Annotated in this window: 14 protein-coding genes and 1 pseudogene; 7 read left to right on the top strand and 8 right to left on the bottom strand. The window is 72.8% G+C overall.

The window, feature by feature from the left end; translation table 11 throughout:
- Positions 1-124 precede the first annotated feature (124 nt).
- Positions 125-774 (top strand): annotated as a pseudogene (locus tag ETD83_RS14520) (ketopantoate reductase family protein).
- Here the strand turns inward: ETD83_RS14520 and ETD83_RS14515 are convergent.
- Together ETD83_RS14515 and ETD83_RS14510 are read right to left on the bottom strand one after the other, a co-directional pair.
- Positions 699-1343, bottom strand: a complete 645-nt coding sequence (locus tag ETD83_RS14515; RefSeq protein WP_138645645.1) for a dihydrofolate reductase family protein — start codon at positions 1341-1343, stop codon at positions 699-701. The pseudogene ETD83_RS14520 and the gene ETD83_RS14515 sit on opposite strands and share 76 nt — an antisense overlap.
- 152 nt (positions 1344-1495) lie before the next feature.
- A complete protein-coding gene (locus ETD83_RS14510; RefSeq protein ID WP_138645644.1) occupies positions 1496-3598 on the bottom strand; it encodes a tetratricopeptide repeat protein in 2103 nt (700 codons plus the stop codon).
- 488 nt (positions 3599-4086) lie between these two features.
- Here ETD83_RS14510 and ETD83_RS14505 point away from each other — a divergent pair, with 488 nt between their 5' ends.
- The 6 genes from ETD83_RS14505 (at position 4087) to ETD83_RS14480 (ending at position 9614) form a co-directional block, all read left to right on the top strand.
- Complete coding sequence (locus ETD83_RS14505; protein ID WP_138645643.1) at positions 4087-4710, top strand: superoxide dismutase family protein; 624 nt, start codon at positions 4087-4089, stop codon at positions 4708-4710.
- A gap of 140 nt (positions 4711-4850) precedes the next feature.
- Entirely contained in the window at positions 4851-5906 is a 1056-nt protein-coding gene (locus ETD83_RS42495; protein ID WP_171064206.1) for a LuxR C-terminal-related transcriptional regulator, read from the top strand.
- A 76-nt stretch (positions 5907-5982) separates the two neighbouring features.
- Positions 5983-6381 (top strand): YybH family protein, encoded by a 399-nt coding sequence (locus tag ETD83_RS14495; protein WP_171064205.1) that lies wholly within the window; start codon positions 5983-5985, stop codon positions 6379-6381.
- Positions 6378-7874, top strand: coding sequence for an aldehyde dehydrogenase family protein (locus tag ETD83_RS14490; RefSeq protein ID WP_138645641.1), 1497 nt, complete (start codon positions 6378-6380; stop codon positions 7872-7874). The genes ETD83_RS14495 and ETD83_RS14490 overlap by 4 nt, the downstream gene beginning before the upstream one ends.
- Before the next feature lie 25 nt (positions 7875-7899).
- Positions 7900-9108: an acyl-CoA dehydrogenase family protein gene (locus ETD83_RS14485; protein WP_138645640.1), complete on the top strand. Its 1209-nt coding sequence runs from the start codon at positions 7900-7902 to the stop codon at positions 9106-9108.
- A gap of 17 nt (positions 9109-9125) precedes the next feature.
- On the top strand, positions 9126-9614 hold the full coding sequence (locus ETD83_RS14480; RefSeq protein ID WP_138645639.1) for a flavin reductase family protein: 489 nt from the start codon (positions 9126-9128) through the stop codon (positions 9612-9614).
- A gap of 81 nt (positions 9615-9695) precedes the next feature.
- On the opposite strand, the gene ETD83_RS14475 is transcribed toward ETD83_RS14480, so the two are convergent.
- From ETD83_RS14475 to ETD83_RS14450, 6 genes are all read right to left on the bottom strand, one after another.
- Positions 9696-10478, bottom strand: a complete 783-nt coding sequence (locus ETD83_RS14475) for an IclR family transcriptional regulator (protein WP_205717666.1) — start codon at positions 10476-10478, stop codon at positions 9696-9698.
- Between the two features lie 61 nt (positions 10479-10539).
- Complete coding sequence (locus ETD83_RS14470) at positions 10540-11196, bottom strand: DUF6182 family protein (protein WP_138645638.1); 657 nt, start codon at positions 11194-11196, stop codon at positions 10540-10542.
- A gap of 6 nt (positions 11197-11202) precedes the next feature.
- Positions 11203-12015, bottom strand: a complete 813-nt coding sequence (locus ETD83_RS14465; protein WP_138645637.1) for a deoxynucleoside kinase — start codon at positions 12013-12015, stop codon at positions 11203-11205.
- Positions 12005-14377, bottom strand: coding sequence for a phosphotransferase (locus ETD83_RS43650; RefSeq protein WP_205717665.1), 2373 nt, complete (start codon positions 14375-14377; stop codon positions 12005-12007). The genes ETD83_RS14465 and ETD83_RS43650 overlap by 11 nt, the downstream gene beginning before the upstream one ends.
- Positions 14374-16068 carry a GH3 family domain-containing protein gene (locus tag ETD83_RS14455; RefSeq protein ID WP_171064204.1) on the bottom strand — a complete coding sequence of 565 codons (1695 nt, stop codon included), beginning with the start codon at positions 16066-16068 and terminating at the stop codon, positions 14374-14376. The genes ETD83_RS43650 and ETD83_RS14455 overlap by 4 nt, the downstream gene beginning before the upstream one ends.
- 48 nt (positions 16069-16116) lie before the next feature.
- Positions 16117-17232, bottom strand: coding sequence for a hypothetical protein (locus ETD83_RS14450; protein WP_138645635.1), 1116 nt, complete (start codon positions 17230-17232; stop codon positions 16117-16119).
- Positions 17233-18881: the final 1649 nt, after the last annotated feature.

The raw sequence follows: 18881 nt of genomic DNA, 5'->3' as shown, positions 1-18881 counted from the left end.
GCCGGGCGGTGGTACAGCCCCTGGCACGGGTGTCCCCCGGCGCCGGCCCGTTCCGCCGTCGGGGAGGCGAGGCCGACGAAGAGCTGCTCCACCGCCATGGTGACACCCCCAAAGTAACAACGCGATGCGCGCGCTCCGTTTCGGCGGCTACGGCGGCCTCGACCACGCCGAGGTCGAGAACGTCGCCGCGGCCTGGCGCCTGGGCGGATTCGACGCCCGAGCGGTGTCCGACATCGCCGCGATGCAGTGGGAGAAGCTCATCTGCAACGTCGCCTACAGCGCCCCATGCGCGCTGACCGGGCTCACGGTCGGCGAAGTGATGGACGACGAGCACATGGGCCCGGTCAGCCGCGCGGCGGCCACCGAGGCATGGGACACCGCCCGCGCCCTCGACGTCGCCATCTCCGTGCCGGACCCCGTCGAGATGGTCCGCGACTTCGGGGCCCAGATGCCGGCCGCCAAGCCGTCCGCGCTCCTCGACCACGAGGCCGGCGCGTCAGCGAGATCATGTTCATCAACGGCGCGGTGCCCCGCGAGGCCGCCAAGGCAGGCCGGGACGCCCCGGTCAACGCCACGCTGACGGCCCTCGTCCGCGCCCGCGAGACCTCATGGACGAACCCCCGTCGCCCCGACCGGCCGGTGGCGTCACGGCGCCGGACCTCGAACCGCCGACACCGTGACGCCATGCCCACCCCGGGTCAGCCGTCGCGCTGGACACCGCGATCGGGCGCGCTCATGTCCCCCGTCCCGGGCGTGCCGTCGGCGAGCCCGTAGCGCAGGTACACGACGCCGCTCGGGCTGGCCACCGGCGGTTCGAGGAGCGTGAGGTTGGCGGGCACCGCGCCGCCGTCGAACACCTTCTTCCCGACGCCGAGCACGATCGGGTGCACCCACAGGTCGAGGCGGTCGAAGAGCTTCTCGCGCAGGAGTGTCTGCACCAGGTTCAGGCTCCCGACGACCTTGATGTGCTCGTGCCGGTCACGGATCTCGCGCACCGCGCCCGCCAGATCCGGGCCGAGCTGCGTGGACCCGGCCCATGACAGGTCGGGCCTGCCGCGGGAGGCCACGTACTTGGGGACGCGGTTGAACAGCGTGGCGATCTCGTTGTCCTGACCGCCCTCCTGGTGCGGCCAGAAGGCGGAGAAGATCTCATACGTCCGCCGGCCGAGCAGGAGGGCGTCGGTGCCCTCGTAGGCGGCGCCGACCTGCGCCCCGCCGACCTCGTCCAGCAGGGGCGCCTGCCAGCCGCCGAACGAGAACCCGAGGGGGTCCTCGTTCGGCGCGCCGGGCGCCTGCCCGACCAGGTCGAGGGTCGCGAACATCTCAATATGAATCAGACCCATGTCTCACTCCCGATGGGTGGATCGTTCCGGTCTGAAGGTAGACCTGCCGGCGCCGCCGAACTCATCGCCGCGCGGACGTGTGCTCCGGCGCGGGTCCTCGGCGCCAACGCCGCCGGGACCGGCGCGGCGCCCGGCGGCTCAGGGGCGGACGCTCAGAGGTCGAAGGCCAGGGCGTCGCCCTCGTCGCTCCGCCGGGCCAGGAGCCGCCGGAGGCCCCTGCGGATGCCGACGTACTGGTCGTGGAACCGGCCGGGGTCCTCGGCGGCCAGCTGCCGCCACACGGTGGCCGCCTCCCGTGCCACCTCGACCTGGTCGCCGTGCCGGCCGAGCCGGTCCATGGTGACGGTGAGGTTGTAGAGGGCGCGGGCGAGGTAGAGGCGGTGAGCGGGGTTGCCGGCGGCCTGTTCCCGGTACAGCTCCACGGCCTCTCGTGCCACCTGGGCCTGTTCGGTGTGCCGGCCGGAGTCGTCCAGCGCGGACGTGAGATTGATCAGGGCGCGGGCGAGCGCCAATCGATGGGACGGGTCGCCGCCCGCCAGCCCCCGGTACAGCTCCACCGCCTCCCGGGCCGCCCGCAACTGCTCGGCGCGCCGGCCGAGCCCACCCCACACCACGGCGATGTTGATCAGGGCCCGGGCGAGGGCCGGGCGGTGAGCGGGCTCGCCGGCCGCAAGGCCCCGGTAGAGGTCCACCGCCTCCCGCAGCGCCTCCGACGCTTCGCGGTCGCGGCCGAGCCGCTCCATCCCGGACGCGTGGGTGGTGAGCGCGAGGGCGAGGGCCGCCCGGTGGACGGGGTCTTCGGCCACGAGCGTCCGGCACAGCCCCACCGCCTCCCGCGCCAGGTGGAGCTGCTCGGGGTACCGGCCGAGCCTGTGCGACGCGGTCGCTAAGCCGATCAGGGCTCGGGCGACGTCGGCGAGGTCGCCGTTGACGCGGACGTGCAGGAGGTGGTGGCGGGCCAGGGCCAGGGCGGTCCGGGGCAGGGTGTGCTCGGGGACGAGTCCGCGAAGCCGCGCGGTGGCGTCGGGGCCGGGGTCGGCCTCGGTGAGTGCGGTGGCGATGGCCTGGTCGAGGTCGCGATCACGTGTGGTGGCGAGGGCGGCGATGACGGCGGGGGAGGCCAGCCGCCGCGGATCGCCGTCCAGCAGGCGCGTGAACAGCAGGTGCGCGGACGGGTGGTGCTCGCCGGCGCGGGCCAGCACGGTCAGCACCCGGACCGCCTGGTCCTCGCTCAGCCCGGTCAGCAGGTGGCGCGCGAACTCGCGCTCGGGTTCGCCGTGGGTGAGGCTTGTGGTGATGAACCAGTCCGCTAGCAGGTCCGGCCCGATGCGGAATCCTCCCGCCGCCGGATAGAGGGCGCGAGCCCACCGGCCCAGGGCGGCGACCTGTTCGGCGGGGGAGTCGGCCAGCTCGGGGATGCGCCGCAGCACCGCGACCGCGTCCTGCTCGCTGACCGGTGAGAACAGTGCGAGCGCGGCCATGACCCGGGTCAGCGGCAGGTCGGTGACCGGTCCGGGCGCCCACCGCTCCTGGACGGCGGTGGCCCGCCACCAGAGCGCCTCGTGCTCGAACAGCGTCCTGGCCACCTCGTCCAGCGGCGCCGGGGTGCTGCGAGGTGCGGCCTGCCGCAGGACCGCGACCATGGCCTGGGCCAGGACGTCGGCCATCGGCCGCCCTGGGCGCACCGGCGCGATCGTGGCCGAGATCGGCGGCACCGGCATCGCGCACGCGGTCGCGAACGCCCGCGCCGCCTCGCCGTGCCAGCGGATCAGGTCGGAGCTCTCGCCCTGCGGCGGCACCGCCAGCACCGCGGCGTCCGTCAGCAGCCGCACATGCCGCTCGGTGAGCCGCTCCTTCAGGACGCGGGGAAGCACACCGCCCTGCCGCGCGATCAGGACCACACGCAGTCGCGCTTCACTCCGGTACCCGGCGAGCGCGTCCAGCAGTCCCGAGAGATCGCTCCGGGTGTCGGCGTCGTCGACCAGCGTCAGCACCTTCGCTCCGGGCGCCGCGGCGACCGCGTCGACCAGGCCCGCGGCCTGGCCTTCGCCCAGCCACCCGACCGCCCAGCCGTCCTCGGCGGCTTCGTCGGCCGCCTGTAATGCCAGCCGTGTCCGGCCGCACCCGCCCGGCCCCTCCAGGACGAGCAGCCCCAGGGCTCCCGGTGCCCGACACCATTGCCGCAACCGGTCCCGCTCGGCGTGCCGGCCCCAGAACCGGGTCGGACACGACCGCGGCAGCAGCGGCCCCAGCACGCTTCGCCTTCCCTCAGCGGATCCGGGCATGGCGGACGTCGTGCGCAACGGTTGGAGCAGGGTCGGATTCCTCAGCCACCGCACGGTCTCACTACATCATGTAAAAACCGTGACAGGCCACCATGAATTCCGTGCCGCCAAGGCGCGGTCGCGGGGATGTCATTAACGCTCGATCGCCGGAGAAGAGCGCGACCGGAAACGGGATCGTCAGCCCGTGCCCGTGAAATTCGACTTTCGCGATCCGGCTCGGGACGTCAGAAAGGTGAATCGTCGGATCGGCTGCAGGCCGGGCAGGACCGCGGCCGTGCAAGATCGAATCAAATACGCGCACGGTGGCTTCGCCGCCGCCTTGTCCAGTTGGCTCTCGATGACAAGATCTTGTTGACGGCTGCCGGATTCGGAGCCTGCCGTTGATGTCCCGGTGCGGCGGCCACTAGTCAAGGCATGCGATGCAGAGAGGGTCATCCCACTCCTAGGAAGAGACGGATATGAAGAGAGTCGTTTCGGTCGCTCACTTGGCAGTGCTGGCCACCCTCGGGGGAGCGGCGGGGGTGGTGGCGGTCTCGGCCGCCGTCCAGGCCGCCACCGGCGAGGCCCGGCAGGGCCTGACCGCGCAGGTGACGGACGTCCAGGGCAAGGAAGTGGGGAGGCTGACCATCGATGGCGCCGGGTGGGGACGCCAGCGGGTGTCGGTCCAGGTATGGAACCTCCCCGCCGGTTTCCACGGTTTCCATGTGCACGCGGTCGGCAAGTGCGACCCCGCCGCCGTCGACCCCAGCACCGGCAAGGTCAGCCCGTTCTTCACCGCCGGTCCCCACCTGGACCTGGGCGGTCCCAACAACCACGGCGCGCACGCGGGCGACCTGCCGAACCTGCAGATCGGGAAGAACGGGCGGGGAACGGCCGAGACGCTCACCGACCGGTTCCAGACCAAGGACCTCCTGGACGCCGACGGCAGCGCGATCGTGGTCCACGCGCTGGCCGACAACCACGGCAACATTCCGGAGCGGTACGAGTCGGGCGGCAAGAAGGGCCCGGACGCGGACACCCTGAAGGCGGGCGACTCCGGCGGCCGCAGCGCGTGCGGGGTCATCGACGACCAGGAGAACTGACCCTGCCGTCCAGGCCCGGATCAAGGGCGCCGCGACATGACGGCGCCCCGGTGGCCCCGGCCCCGTGGCGGCCTCGCCGCTGACGGATCGTTGGCCGCGGCGTCTAGCGTGATGGCTTATCGGCGGCGCATACTCGCTGGATGGGCGACGACATCGGCGGCGGCGGTGCCGGCGACGCGCTGGCCGCCGACGAAGAGGCCCTGAGCTCCGGGCTGGAGGTGCTCGTCACCGCCAGAGGGCTGGACGAGCTGCAGGACCGCTACTTCGACTGGGTCGCCGGTCACGTGCCGTCCTTCGCCTACGGCCTCTACCTGTTCGACCAGCGGACGGGACGGCCCCGGGCGTCGGCGGTACGCGGGCTCAGCCGGTTCTACGCGCATCGCTACGAGCGGTTCGGCCGCGCCGTCGACCCGGTGCTGCGCGGAGCCGTGGCGGCGAGGCGGGCCTGGGACGACTCCCTGGTGAAGCCGGCCGACCGGTGGCGGGAGGCACCGATCGTCCAGGGGCTGTTCCGGCACTACGACATGGCGCACGTGATGTGCGCGCCGCTGATCAGCGGCGGGGAGATCGTCGGGACGATCAATTTCGCCCGCGGCGACGGCGAGCCCGCCTTCGGCGACGGCGACCGGCGCAGGGCGACCACGGCGGCGCGGATGTTCCAGGCGGCGGTCGCCGCGACGGACCTGGTGACGGCGATCGACGCCGAGCGGGCGGCGTGGTGGGGCGCGCTGGAGGCGAGCGGGCAGGCGGTCGTGGTCACCGACCTGGAGCGGGCCGAGCGGCACGCGAACCGGCCCGCGCGGGCGCTGCTCGACGCCGCTGACGACGCGTGGCCCTCCCTCGACGCGGCGATCGACGGCGGTGAGGCGACACGGCGCCTCACGGTGCGGGCCGCGGGCAGCGACGCCGCGACCGACATCACCGTGACGTCGGCGCCCCTGCCCGAGCGCCCCTCCTTGATCGTGTCGATCCTGTCGGCGGAGTCGCGGACGGCGGCGCTGGCCCCCGCGCTGCGCAGGCTCCTCACCGAACGCGAGGCGGCCATCGCCGAACTCGTCGCCGCCGGGCAGCGCGACCACGAGATAGCCGGGCACCTGCACATCAGCCCGAACACCGTCAAGCACCACCTCAAGTCGATCTACCAGAAGCTCGGCGTGCGTTCGCGGGTGGAGCTGGCGGGCCTGCTGCTGCGCTGATCCCCCTTTCGGGTGGTCCGCGCATTCCCATGAACGGGCGATGTGCCGGGGAACGGCCGGTCCATATCGTCCAGCCATGGGATCACACAACAGCGTCACCGAGCTCAACGAGCTGTTCATCGAGGCGATGAACGCCGGCGACCTGGACGCCGCGCTCTCCGTATGGGACGAGCACACGGTGTTCCAGACGGGACCGGGCACCCCGCCCGCACGGGGCATGGACCAGCTCCGCGCGGCGCTCGCGGAGTTCCTCGCGCTCAAGCCGCACCTGACGATCGAGGAACTGCACCGGGTCGAGGCCGACGACATCGTCCTGGTCGCGCTGCGCTGGAACCTGACCGGGACCGGACCGGACGGGCAGCCGGTCGAGATGAGCGCGGTCGACTCGAACGTCTTCCGCCGCAGGCCCGACGGCACCTGGCGCATCGTGATCGACAACCCGTTCCACTCCGTCCACATCGGACTGGAGTCATGACGGCCGTCGGCACCGGCCGGCTGACCATCGACCGGCCCCTGCCCGCGATCGTCGGCGGCCGGGCGCGGCCGGTGCCGGCGCTCCTCCCGGCGGTCGAACCGGCGACCGGGCGGACGTGGGCGCGGATCGCCGACTGCGACGCCGCCGTCGTGGCCGAGGCCGTCACCGCCGCCGCCGCGGCGTTCGAGACGTGGCGGACGACGTCCCTGGCGGACCGGCAGGCGGCGCTGTGGGCCATCGCCGACCGGCTGACCGCGACGGCCGCGGACTGGCCGGCGCTGCTCGCCACCGAGAACGGGCGGGCGATCCGCGAGGCGGAGCTGATCGACGTCCCGACCGCGGCGGAGATCTTCCGGTACTTCGCGGGGATGGCCCGCGGCATCCACGGCGAGACCGTCCAGGGGGTGCCGGAGACGTCGCACGTCTACACCACCCGGCAGCCGCTCGGCGTCATCGCCGCGATCGTGCCGTGGAACTCGCCGCTCATCTCGGTCGCGCACAAGCTGGCGCCCGCGCTCGCGGCGGGCAACACCGTCGTGGTCAAGCCGTCGGAGCTGGCGTCGGTGAGCACCGTCCGGTTCGCGGAGGCGATCGCGGACCTGCTGCCGCCGGGAGTCGTCAACGTGGTCACCGGTCTCGGCGCGACCGCGGGCGACGCGCTGGTCACCGACCCCCGCATCGCCAAGATCAGCTTCACCGGCGGCACGGCGAGCGCGCGGACGATCCTCAGCCGGGCCGGTGACCGGCTGACCCCCGCGCTGATGGAGCTGGGCGGGAAGGGCTCGCTCATCGTCGGGCCGGACGCCGACCTCGACACGCTCACCGAGGACGTGCTGACCGGCGTCTTCGCCGCCAACGGCGAGGTGTGCTTCGCCGCGTCCCGCCTGCTCGCCCACGCCGCCGTGCACGACGAGCTGCTGGAGCGGATCACGGCGCGGGCCGATCGGATCCGGGTCGGCGACCCGCTCGACCCGTCGACGCAGCTCGGCCCGCTCATCAGCGTCGCGCACCGGGACCGGGTCGCCGGGGCCGTCGACCGGGCCGTCGCGGAGGGCGCCACGGTGAGCGCCGGGCACCGCGTCCCGGACCTGGACGGCGAGCTCGGCGGCGGCGCGTTCTACCGGCCGACCGTCCTCGCGGACCCGGACGGCACGACGAGCGCCTCCTGCGAGGAGTTCTTCGGGCCCGTCCTCACCGTCGAACGCTGGACCGGCGAGGACGAGGCCGTCGCCCGCGCGAACGCCGTCGCCTACGGCCTCGCGAGCGGCGTGTGGACGAGCGACCTCGCGCGGGCGCACCGCATCGCCGGGCGCCTCCAGGCCGGGATGGTCTGGGTCAACACCTGGTTCGCCACGCCCCTCGGCCAGCCGCAGGGCGGGATCAAGGCCAGCGGCTTCGGCCGTGAGGGCGCCGCGGAGACGGTCCGCGAGTACCAGGCCGTGAAGGTCGTCAACGTCAGTCTCGACACCGCGCGTCCCCCCATGTGGGACTGACGCGCCGCACGAACGTGGAGGAACCATGGACTTCCAGCTGGACGAGCAGAGCCGGCGTATGGCGGAGACCGGGAAGCGGCTCGCGGAGGTGCTGGCGCGGCGCGCGGCCGGCGCCGACGAGCAGCGCCTGATCCCGGTGGAGAGCTTCGCCGAGCTGCGCTCGGCGGGCCTGTACGGGGCGGGGTTCCCCGCCGGCCTCGGCGGGCTCGGCGTGCGGTCGACGGCCTGGCTGGCGACCGTCGAGCAGCTCGCGCAGGGCGACGCGTCGACCGCCCTCGGATTCAACATGCACTACGTGGCCACCCGCCTGGCGGGGGAGCTGCCGTCCTTCGACGCCGCGGCGCGCAAGCACGTCGCGTCGCTGGTGATCGACGACGGCGCGCTGATCTCGGCGCCGCTGTCGGAGCCGTCCTCGTCCAGCCTGCTGCCGGGCTCGTTCCTGCCGACGGTGACGGCCGCCCGCACCCCGGACGGCGGCCTGCGCGTGAGCGGGACCAAGATGTTCGCCTCGATCTGGGAGGCGAGCGACTACGCCTTCATGCTCGCCCGCCCCGACCGGGCCGACGACCCGGCGCTCGTCGTCGCGTTCCTGCTCCCGGTCGCGCAGCCGGAGCACATCGTGGTCGAGGACGTCTGGGACACGCTCGGGATGCGCGCGACGCGCAGCAACAAGGTGAGCATCGACGGCGCGCACGTCCCGGCGGAGCTCGTCCTCGGGCCGATCGACGACTTCGTCACCAACTGGATCGTCGCGCAGGCCGCCGTCACGTGGGGCGGCTACACGGCCTGCTACCTCGGCCTCGCCGAGGCGATGGTGAGCTGGCTCGCGGAGCACCTCGGCACCCGGAAGGCGAAGGGGTACGCCCAGCCGATGGGCTACCACCCGTCGATCAGCTCGGCGGTCGGGCGCATCGCGACGCACGTCGAGGCGGCGCGGCTGATGATGTACCGGGCCGCGTGGACGGCGGACACGCAGGGGCCGGGCCTCGGCACCTGCCACGCGTACCTGCAGGCGAAGCTGATGCTCGCGGACGCGATCGGACGGGTCGTCGAGCTCGGCACCACCGCGGGCGGCCTCAACGCGCTGATGCGCCCCCAGGGCTACGAGCGCATGCTGCGCGACGTCACCACCGCCGCGATCATGCCGCCGAACGCCTACGCCTGCGCCGAGATGGCCGGCCTGATCACGATGGGGCTCGACCCGTCGCAGGCCCCCTCGCTGGCGACCTCCTGACGGGCCGGGTGACCGACATGCAGCAGGCCGCGGAGGACGTCGCCGCGCTCCGCCGGACCTTCGGGTGCTTCCCGTCGGGCGTGACGGCGGTGTGCGCCCTGATCGACGGGGCGCCAGCCGGGATGGCGGCGAGCTCGTTCACCTCGGTGTCCCTGGACCCGCCGCTGGTGTCGATCTGCGTCCAGAACACCTCGGCGACGTGGCCGCGCCTGCGCCGCGCGCCGCGGCTCGGGCTGAGCGTGCTCGCCGAGAACCACAACGTGGCCTGCATGCGCCTGTCCCGCAAGGAGGGCGACCGCTTCGACGGGGTCGACTGGGAGCCCAGGCCGGACGGCGGGGTGTTCGTCCTCGACGCCACCGCCTGGCTGGACTGCCGCCTCCACGACGAGATTCCCGCCGGCGATCACCTGATCGTGCTGCTGGAGGTCCTCGGCCTGCTCGCCAGGCCGGAGACCCCTCCGCTGGTGTTCCACACCAGCCGGTTCCGGCGGCTGGCGCCCGTCTGAGGCGGCGACGCGCCGCTTCTTCCCGCACATGGCACGGGCACCGGAATCCCTCCGGTGCCCGTGCCTTCGTGGTGTGCGGCTTCACACGTCCCGGACGCTGAGCAGCCCGGTCACCTGGCGTCCGGCCGTGTTCAGCAGGCCCGCGAAGCGCTCGGTCCTGGCGGGGGCGACCGGCCCGGTGACCGACAGGGCGGCGACCGTGGCGCCGGTGGCGCCGGCCAGCGGGACGGCGACGCTCATGTACCCGATGCGGGCCTGTTCGTACTCCACCGCGTACCCGAGGTCGCGGGCGCGCTTCAGCTCCTGCTCCAGCAGGCCGGGCGCGACCGTCGTGCGCGGGGTCGTGCGGGCGAGCGGCGCGGCCACGACCTCCTCGAAGAGGCCGCCCGGCCCGAAGGCCAGCAGGGCCTTGCCGGTGGCGGTGCAGTGCAGCGGCATGCGCCCGGCGACCCGGGACGGACGGCTGACCTGCCGGTGCCCGGAGACCTTCTCCAGGTACAGGACCTCCAGCCCGTCGGCGACGGCGAGATGGACGGTCTGGCCGGTGGCCTGCAGCAGGTCCTCCATGAACGGCCGGGCGAGGTCCCGCAGGATGCGCTGCCGGGGGACCCGCTGGCCGATCTCGAACAGCCGCATCCCCAGGCGGTACTTGCCGTGCCGCCGCTCCAGGAACCCCCAGCGCACCAGCTCCTGGCTGAGCCGGTGCACCGACGCCTTCGCCAGGCCGGTCCGGCGCGCCAGCTCCGAAAGGCCGAGATCCTCGTCGTCCAGGCCGAAGGCCTCAAGGATGAGCCGGGTCTTGCCCAGCACGCTTCCGCTCTCGGCGGTCGACTCCACCGCGGCGTCCATTGAACGATGGTTCACCTGGGAAAACGTACCTGTCAACGGGCGGAGTCCGGTCAGCGGACCGATCGTGGCCACCCGGTCATGACCGGCGACCCACGGAGAGGGCGGCGTAGGCGCGGAGTCGGTCGGGGGTCTGCGGATCGGCCGAGACGCGGAGGGCGTGGTAGGGGCCGAGGTCGTCGGGGAGCTTCGGCACATGCTCGATCTCCAAGGCGCCGACCGTCGTCAGGAGGCCGTCCAGGACCGCTTCGGTGAGCAGGTGGCTGACGTGGACGAGGTAGCCCTGGAGCGTCAACCCTTGGACGGCGATGCGCAGGTGCGCGATGGCCCCGTCCCTCGCGGTCAGCGGGACATGCTGCGAGCCCAGTCCGGCGAGGTCGACGGTTCCCTGCAGAGGGCGGAGCATCCGTCGCAGGGGTTTGTGGTGTTCGAGGGGGCCTGGGCCGTACCAGGCGATCGATCCGTCCTCGGAGAGGTGGTCGGGGCGGAAGCGCGACGAGAGGTTGCGCGGGTCGCCCGCGAGGAAGATCGTGCGGGTGAACGCGGCGTACCACTGGGCGCGTGCCTGCGGAGCCGCCTCGGCGGCGAAGGCCACCGCCGAGGCGGCGAAGGCGGCGGGCGTGAAGTCGCGCAGCACGGCGATCGCCCCGGCATCGGCATCCCCCCGTGGCCAGGCGCGCTGAGCCCGTGCGACGCGATGTTCGAGTTCCACCCGGAGCGTCCGCTGATCGAGCATGTGGCCTCACCCGCCGATGAGCCGGTCGACCTCCGCCGCCAGCCCGGCGGGGGACGCGCCGTCGGCGAGGATCCGGTGGACGCGCACCGTGTCCAGGGACTTGAGCGCGGTGTCGTAGCCGTCGCGGAGCCTCCGCAGGTGGTCCATGCGCTCGTGAAGCTCCGGCGGCCGGCCGCGTTCGAGAATGCGCCGCCGCGCCTCCCTCGCCTCGACGTCGAGGAAGACGACGACGTCGGGGAGCGGCACGTCGAATCGGCGCGCGAAGGCGGCGGCCCGCTCACCGGGCGGCAGGTCGGCCAGCCGGACGAGGTCGGCCGCGACGGTGGTGAGGTCCGGGACGCGGCCGAGCCGCCGTCCCAGCCGCTCGCACCAGGCGAGGGCCGCCTCCACGTCGCCGGGGTCCAGGGACGCGAGCTGCCGGCGGAGCCGGGCCGGGCGCTCCGGGCCGAGGACGCGTTCGACGGCGCCCCGGTAGATCGGGACGTAGACGAGGGCGTCCACGATGGGATGGCGCTCGGAGATGATGACCCGCGTCCCCAACTCCCGGACGAAGAACCGTTCTGTCACGGCGTAGGTGCACATCTGCAGGTAGAGCACGGCGAGCTTCAGGTCGGGGGCGCTCAGCCGGTCGGCGCCCTCGGACAGCGCGCTCAGGTGACGGGACAGCGCATGTAAAGGACCGTCGGGGTTCTCATGGGCGCGTAGACAGGAAAGGGCGGCGCGGTCTCCGCCGCGTTCACCGGTGATCAGCCGGAGCACCGTGGACTTCCCCGAACCGTCGATTCCGGCCAGGGCCACGCGGAGCGTGTCAGCGGACATCGGTGCCCTCCATTTCCAGCAGGCGCACGACGGTCGGGACGAGGTGCCGGAGGAACGGCAGCTCGCGGTGCGTGTGCGCCATGAGATACAGCTGCAGCCGGGTGATCGAGAAGTCCCAGAGGGCCAGGCGGTACCCCTCCCGCCACGCGCCGGGGTCGGGCGCCTCGGCGCCCGCGTCGATGAGCGCCTGCCGGTGCAGGCCGAGCCAATCGGCGACGTCGTCCTCCCCGGCGTCGGCGGGCAGGACGTAGGCGAGCAGCTCGACCAGGTCGCGCTGCGGGACGTGGAGCGTCGCCAGCTCCCAGTCGTAGGCGACCAGGCTCAGGCCAGGAGTGCGCAGCGCGATGTTGCGGGGGTTGAAGTCGTTGTGCACGAGCGTGCGCGGCAGGCGTTCGAGCCGTGCCCACCAGTCGCCGGCCGTGTCGCCGATCCGGCGGAGCCGGCGGAGGACGCCCGGGGTGATCCAGTGGGGGTGCTCGGCGGCGTGGTGCTCCGCCATCGCCGCCCACAGCTCGCTCATCGCCGCCATCCGCTCCGCCGACTGGACGCGGCCCAGCCAGCCGCGGCCGAGCAGCTCGCCCTCGCGGCCGAGCCAGGCCGCGTGGACGCCGGCGATGCCCTCGACGGCGGCGCGCACGTGCTCGCGCTTCCACAGTCCGGGACGCTCGGCGGTGTCCTTGAGGATCACGTCCGGGCCGAGGCGCTCCATCAGGATCACGTACGCCTCGCGTCCGGGGTCGACGTGCACGCCGTACAGCCCGGGCATGACGCGGGCCAGGGCGGCGTCGCCGCTGCGGTAGAGGGCGGGCTCGCGCGTGTGCACGTCCTTGAAGCCGGTCCAGTCGCGCCATTTCGCGTACAGCTCGGCCAGCGCCCCGCCCGACAGCGACGCCAGCTTGGCGGCCTCGATGATCACCTCTTCGTCCAGCGGCTTGACCTTGGCGACGAGGTCGATCTCCTTGGTGTCACCGGCGGGGTTGGTGCAGCCGACGCGGAGGGGGAACACCCCGGTCAGCTTGCGCTGGTCGCCGCGGGAGGTCAGCTCGGTGAGCAGGCCGGAGCGCGCCTCGTCCACCGGCGCCGAGACCGTGACGACCTTCAGGTCGGGCGCGTTCATCGCCTCGGCGAGCAGGGGTTCGAGCAGCGGCGCGTCCAGGTCGGCGCGGGTCAGCCAGTCGACCCGGCGGGAGCGGCCGAGCCGCTCGTGGGCGTCGGCGAACTGGCCACCGGCGACCGCGGCGAGCGTGGAGACGTTCACCGCCAGCGCGAACCCGCAGATGATCTCCGCGAGCCGGCGCGTCCCGCCGTCGCCCGCGCAGCCCAGCGCCTCCAGGTAGTTCCGCTGCCGGGGCAGCCCGGTACCGCCGCCGACGGTTCCGATCACGAGACCGGGCAGGAGGAGGGTGGCGCGCAGCCCCCCGTCCTGTGGCTCGACGGAGAAGACCGCGGCGCCCGACTCGTAGACGCCGGCGATGTCCTGGCCGGTGGCGACGTACACGGCGGCGATCACGTTGGCGGCGTTGATGTCGAACCCGGCCATTCCCGCGTGCTGGGCGGCCGGGACGGCGATCCGGTACGTCCGGTCGATCGCCTCGGGGGTGGTCTTCAGCACCCGCTGGATCGTCGCCCGGTCGAGGGTGCACTCGGCGGTCACCCGGGTCCCGCGGCCCGCGATCATGTTCAGGTGGGTGAGCTTCTTGTCACCGCTCAGGTTGCCCTCGATCGCGAACCACGAGGGCGCCATGCCGGGCAGGACGGCGAGCCGGTCGTTGATCCACCGGCAGGCGCGCCAGGTCGCCGCCGTGGTCATGTTCTGCCCGCCCGCGTCGGCGGTCTCGTAGGCGAAGCGCAGGTGCACGACCCGGCCGATCTGCACGGGGTCGAGCCCGACCAGCCGGGAGTGCCGGGAGACCGCCCGGACCTGTTCCGCCAGTTCGGCGTGCCGGCCGGGCACCCACTGGGCGAACCTCGCGGCCGCCGCGACGCCGTCGAACTCGAACGCCGGCGCCCGCGTCATGCGCTGCGCGATCACCCTGGTCTCGACCCCGCCGGACCGGGTGACGGCCTTCGCGCCGCGTGCGACCGAGGCCACCAGCGCACCCTCGGTGGTCGCCAGCGGCAGGGTGACCGGCCCCCGCGCGGCGTCGCCCCGGAACAGGAGCGGCCCGGCCAGCCCGACCGGCACCTCCACCGTGGCCACGTAGTTCTCTAAGTTGCTCATGAGGTCGCGTGCCGGGATGCCCGCCTCGTCGAGCGCGGCCAGCGGTGATCCGGTGAGGTGGCGCAGCCACTGCAACCGCGCCCGCCGGGCACTTTCCGTGTACCGGCCACGGCCGGGGATCTCCTCGGCGCCCGTTGTCACCGCGGCTGCTCCTCGTCCGGCCGTGCCCAGATGGAGGAGTCGGAGCGGAAGACCCGGTCCTTGACGCGCGGCGGCCGTTCACCCGCCTCGACACGGCGCCGCCAGTCCCGCAGGAACAGCTCCGGCTTCACCGGGACGACGCTCAGCGGATCCAGCGCCCCCTGCTCCCGCGCGCGCCGGTAGCCGGCCGACTCCTCCGCCAGGCGCGCGTCCAGGACGCGGGTGAAGACCTGGCGCTCGACGCCGGTGATCCTTCCGTGGAAGGCGACCGCCGCCTGATGGGAGGGCGCCCCGGCTTTCGCGGGATCCAGCCGCCAGGCCAGGTTCCCGACCTCCAGCCCCGTGTCGGTGACCGCGGCCGACACGGCCCGGAGCGCCTCGTGCTCCCGCAGCCGTTCGCCCGCGGCCGACAGCGTCCCGTCCCGGCCGCAGTACTCGATGCGCGGCGTACGGCCCACGAAGCCCGCCACGCGGACGATGTCCCTGGTCGCGCAGCGGTAGAGCCCGCCGATGTGGGAGAGGACCACGTGGTAGTCCCGGCCCTGCTCCACCTCGTGGGCCAGCACCGTCCCGGCGTCACCGCGGATGTCCTCCTCCGCCGGGACGAACTCGTAGAAGCAGCTCGGCGTGGCCAGCGCGCCGGCGGTGAGATGGCGGTCCACCGGGGCGGCCAGCGGCCCCTCGCACGAACCCAGCGGGGCGGGCAGCACCCGCACCCGCGGGCCGTACCTGTGCGCCACCCTGGGGAGGTAGAGCCGCGCGGTGTAGCAGGTCCAGGCGAGCACCGCGTCGAGCCGGGGCCACAGGTCGCACGGCCGCGGGACGCCGAACCGGCGCGCCGCCTGCTCGATCATCCGGGCCCGGTCGGGCGCCGGCTCCCGGAACGGCGTCCCGCCGAGCGTCCCGTCGCGGACCTCCTTGACGATCCGCTGCCACCACAGCCCGAGCTGGTACGGCAGCGCGGCGGCGATCGCCGGATTGACCGCGACGACGGCACGGATGTCGTGCTCGGCGGCCAGCCGCAACCGCAGATACGTGCGCTCCCAGGGGTCGCTCTCGTCGAACCGCTCGGGGAGCCTGCCCCACGGGGCCCGGTTGCCGAGGCCGGTGGCGACGTCCTCGCCGATGCGCCCGAAGTCGATCTGGCTCGCGCCGATGTGCGGCTGCCCGCCCTCGGTGCACCCCGTCCGGGAGAACGGGTCCTGCCACAGGTTGAGCACCGAGTCGTCCGCGGCCGTCATCCCCGGATAGCGCTCGACCGCCGTCGCGAGCGCCGAGAAGTAGAACGGCAGGAAGCTCCGCTTGAGGTAGGTCACCGTGACCGGGATCCGCTTCTCCACACCTGTCGTGCCGCTGCTGGAGAAGTAGACGACCGGGTCCTCACAGGAGAGCACACCTGACTCGCCGTCGATGACCCGATCCAGCCAGGGCGCGAACTCCTCGTGAACGCGGATCGGCACCGCCGCACGATAGTCGTCGACGCTCGTGACGGCGGAGAAGCCGTGGGAGCGGCCGAAGGCGGAATCCCGGTTCGCCTCGACCGCCGCGGCGAGCACCGTCGACTGCACCGCCTCCGGATCGGCCAGCGCCTCGCGGAGCCGTGCCAGCTCGTCGCGGGCACGGCGGCGGAACGCGGCTCTCAGGTCGGACGGTGTCCCGGGCGCGGCGTGCTTCGCATGTGATGTCTGCACGTGTACGTCCCTTTCTTGGAAGGGCTGGAAGCGGGAAGGGTTCACGGGCTAGAGGAAGACCTCGTCGAGGAGCCCGCGGCTCGGCGCGTGGGCGGTCTTCGTAAGGAGTCCGCAGGTCAAGCGGTAGGGGTCCACCCAGCCGAACGGGGTCAGGTGCCGGCTCAGCTCCCCGGCGGGATCGCCGCCGTCCGCGCGGGCGAGCAGTTTGCGCGCCCGGGCCATCGCGCGGCGGATCAGCTCGGGCTTGAGCGGCCCTCCGGCCGTTCGTCGCAGCGTGTTGATGAAGTGGAGCCGCATCCCCAGGCGATAGACGTCGTGGCCGACGTGGCGCAGGCACAGCGCCGACAACTCGTCCAGCGCCGTGCCGTCCCAGCCTCCGGTCCGGCTCGACCCGCCCGCACCCGGTATGGGCACCCGGCCGAGCGCCAGCCGCGACGTTCGCGCCCCCAGCTCCCCGAGGATCCGCTCGACCAGCGCGTAGTCGTGCCCGATCTCCTCGTCGTGGACGAGGAGGACCCCGTCGTACTCGGCGATCCTCGGGACGAGGTCACGCAGGACCATCAGCAGATAGTTCGCGTGCCCGTCCATGCCCACCACCGGGCGCAGCGGCATTCCCCACCGGGTGCCGTCCAGATACACGGGCCCGCCCAACCGGCGGTGGTCCAGGCACAGGCCACGGCCCGCGAGCAGGTCGATCAGCTCTCCGAGGGGCAGGCGGTAGGGCCGGTCGGCGAAGAAGCCCGGATCGAGCACGTGCAGCAGCCCGAGCTCCTCCTTCCACGCCCGCAGGATCCGTTCGCTGCCGGGATGGACCCATCCCTGCTCCGCCCGTTCCGCGTACGGCCTCAACGCCGAGAACGGCGGGGCCGGCTCGGCGTGTGCCCGCACGTAGAGCGCCCCGAGGTCGTGCACCGAGTACCCGGTGAAGTCGGTGTGGCCGAGCGTCCGGTCCAGGTACTCCCAGAACCGCAGCGTCTGCCCCGTCAGGCAGGCCGAGCGGGTGTTCCACAGGTACGTCGCCTCACGCAGCGCCCGGGTGCCCCGGTACAGCGCGTCCAGCCAGAGGAACCCCTTGGCATGGGTGGGCAGGACGGGCTTGGTGGGGGTGATCGTGATCGGCGCGATCAGGAGCCGCTCGCCGCTCAAGGCACCCTGGTCCGGCATTCCGATCAGCTCCTCTCCCTGGTCCGCGGACGCCCGCCGCCGGATCGGCTGGAGGTGGCGCCCGGCTGGGCGGCGCTCCGAACATCCCGCGTGCGCGGCGGCGCGACCAGCCTTCTGACCGATTGCGGCGAAGGTGAAGCGCCGGTCCGGGCCCCGCGGCAGGCGCGTGGGTCGGGTTCGGGGATCGGCATGCCGCATTACTCATCCGGTGCCCCCGCCTGCGCGAAGCACTGGAAATCGGTACCCGAGGGGAAAGGAACATGACACGCAGCGACCCGGCGGCGGCTCGGCGCGGCGTGCGCGGGCTTTGACGGTCAGATGTGCAACTTCCTGCACCCCGGACAACTCCACGCCGACGGGTCGTTGCCCCGTGACAACCGAGCGTGATGTGCAGTGTTTCACGCGGGGTCGGAAGCACGCGGGTGCACGGTAACGACCGGCGGCCGCGCGGCGGGCTGTTCGATGGCCATGTACGGCTGGACGGGCTGATCATGAGCGACCCGGCGGCGACCCTTCCGCGGACCGGCTGATGGTGCCGGGCCGTCACAGCGTCTTGTCCGATGACGGGCGATTCCCCAGGTAGCCGCTCCGACGGCTGGTGCGCGGCCATCTCCTCGCGCCCGCCGGCCGGTCCAGAGTTCGAGGGACGGGCTCCGGCCGCGGCGCGAGCATGGCGGCCCGGCGATGCCGACGTCGCCCGGGCATGCGGCGGGTGGGGGACGAGGCCGAGAAGGCCGGGGCTCCCGAGCAAGAACGCGGTCTGGACGGCGCGTGAAAGTTGCACATCTTCGCCCCTATCGAAATTCGGCGGCGTCGAACCACTTACCCCCTACGCCCGTCTTAGGAAAGAGACCATTATGCTGGCGCCCCGAAGCCACATATGATCAGCGTACGTACCCTGTGCGATAGGGGAGGATGAGCTTGAGTCCACATTTGGACCCTCCGGCCGGGCTTTTCGGCCTTGTAAACATCCGCTACCATGCGCGGCATATGTTGGGGGAAGTCTGCCGGGAGCAGGTTCGGGTAATCCTCTGTGGACATTCCGTAACGGAAGGTTGCGAGCGGAGGTCTTAGGCCGCCGCGCATGCAGCGCGTGCTGGAAAGGCGCGCGGCACGGACACGCCGGCCCAGGCGCCCGATTTCGTGACGCAGCGCAATTCCAGCAGGTCAGAGCCCGGTGTTTACCGGATCAAGTCGCTGCGGACGGAGCTGTCCCCCGGGCGATGCTCACCGACATATCGCGAGAATACATGCGGTCATCTCGTTCGCCTCTGGACCACCGGGGGCGGAGTCAGTTCTTCATGGGGCGCGAGCTCGAACCTCATCTGAAGTGAGATTCAGCGAAGACAGGGAAGACATGGGGAGACCGGAGAAGCCGATCAACGCCTCCAGCGGGGCGGTCGCGGCTTTCGCGAGCGAGCTGAGACGGCTTCGCGCGCTCGCGGGCAATCCAACGTACCGGGACATGGCACGGTCCGCGTTGTACTCACCGTCGGTGCTGTCCAGTGCCGCGAGCGGCCACCGATTGCCGACACTGCAGGTCACACTCGCTTTCGTCGCCGCCTGCGGGGGCGATCAGGAGGTCTGGCGTCGGCGCTGGCTCGAGGTGTGCGGCGATCCGCCCCCGCGGCCCCCCTCCCCTCCACCGC

Origin of the sequence: Actinomadura soli, assembly GCF_005889715.1 — a bacterium.
Lineage (GTDB): Bacteria > Actinomycetota > Actinomycetes > Streptosporangiales > Streptosporangiaceae > Spirillospora > Spirillospora soli.
The sequence above is the reverse complement of the archived record's forward strand: the minus strand, read 5'-3'. Positions and strand labels throughout refer to the sequence as shown.

What these genes read in the sequence shown, in the direction of transcription:
- ETD83_RS14490 (WP_138645641.1), top strand. Translation starts at nt 6,378, where the DNA reads ATGACGGCCGTCGGCACCGGCCGGCTGACCATCGACCGGCCCCTGCCC.
- ETD83_RS14495 (WP_171064205.1), top strand. Translation starts at nt 5,983, where the DNA reads ATGGGATCACACAACAGCGTCACCGAGCTCAACGAGCTGTTCATCGAG.
- ETD83_RS14480 (WP_138645639.1), top strand. Translation starts at nt 9,126, where the DNA reads ATGCAGCAGGCCGCGGAGGACGTCGCCGCGCTCCGCCGGACCTTCGGG.
- ETD83_RS14485 (WP_138645640.1), top strand. Translation starts at nt 7,900, where the DNA reads ATGGACTTCCAGCTGGACGAGCAGAGCCGGCGTATGGCGGAGACCGGG.
- ETD83_RS14450 (WP_138645635.1), bottom strand. Translation starts at nt 17,232, where the DNA reads ATGCCGGACCAGGGTGCCTTGAGCGGCGAGCGGCTCCTGATCGCGCCG.
- ETD83_RS14505 (WP_138645643.1), top strand. Translation starts at nt 4,087, where the DNA reads ATGAAGAGAGTCGTTTCGGTCGCTCACTTGGCAGTGCTGGCCACCCTC.
- ETD83_RS14465 (WP_138645637.1), bottom strand. Translation starts at nt 12,015, where the DNA reads ATGTCCGCTGACACGCTCCGCGTGGCCCTGGCCGGAATCGACGGTTCG.
- ETD83_RS14470 (WP_138645638.1), bottom strand. Translation starts at nt 11,196, where the DNA reads ATGCTCGATCAGCGGACGCTCCGGGTGGAACTCGAACATCGCGTCGCA.
- ETD83_RS14515 (WP_138645645.1), bottom strand. Translation starts at nt 1,343, where the DNA reads ATGGGTCTGATTCATATTGAGATGTTCGCGACCCTCGACCTGGTCGGG.
- ETD83_RS42495 (WP_171064206.1), top strand. Translation starts at nt 4,851, where the DNA reads ATGGGCGACGACATCGGCGGCGGCGGTGCCGGCGACGCGCTGGCCGCC.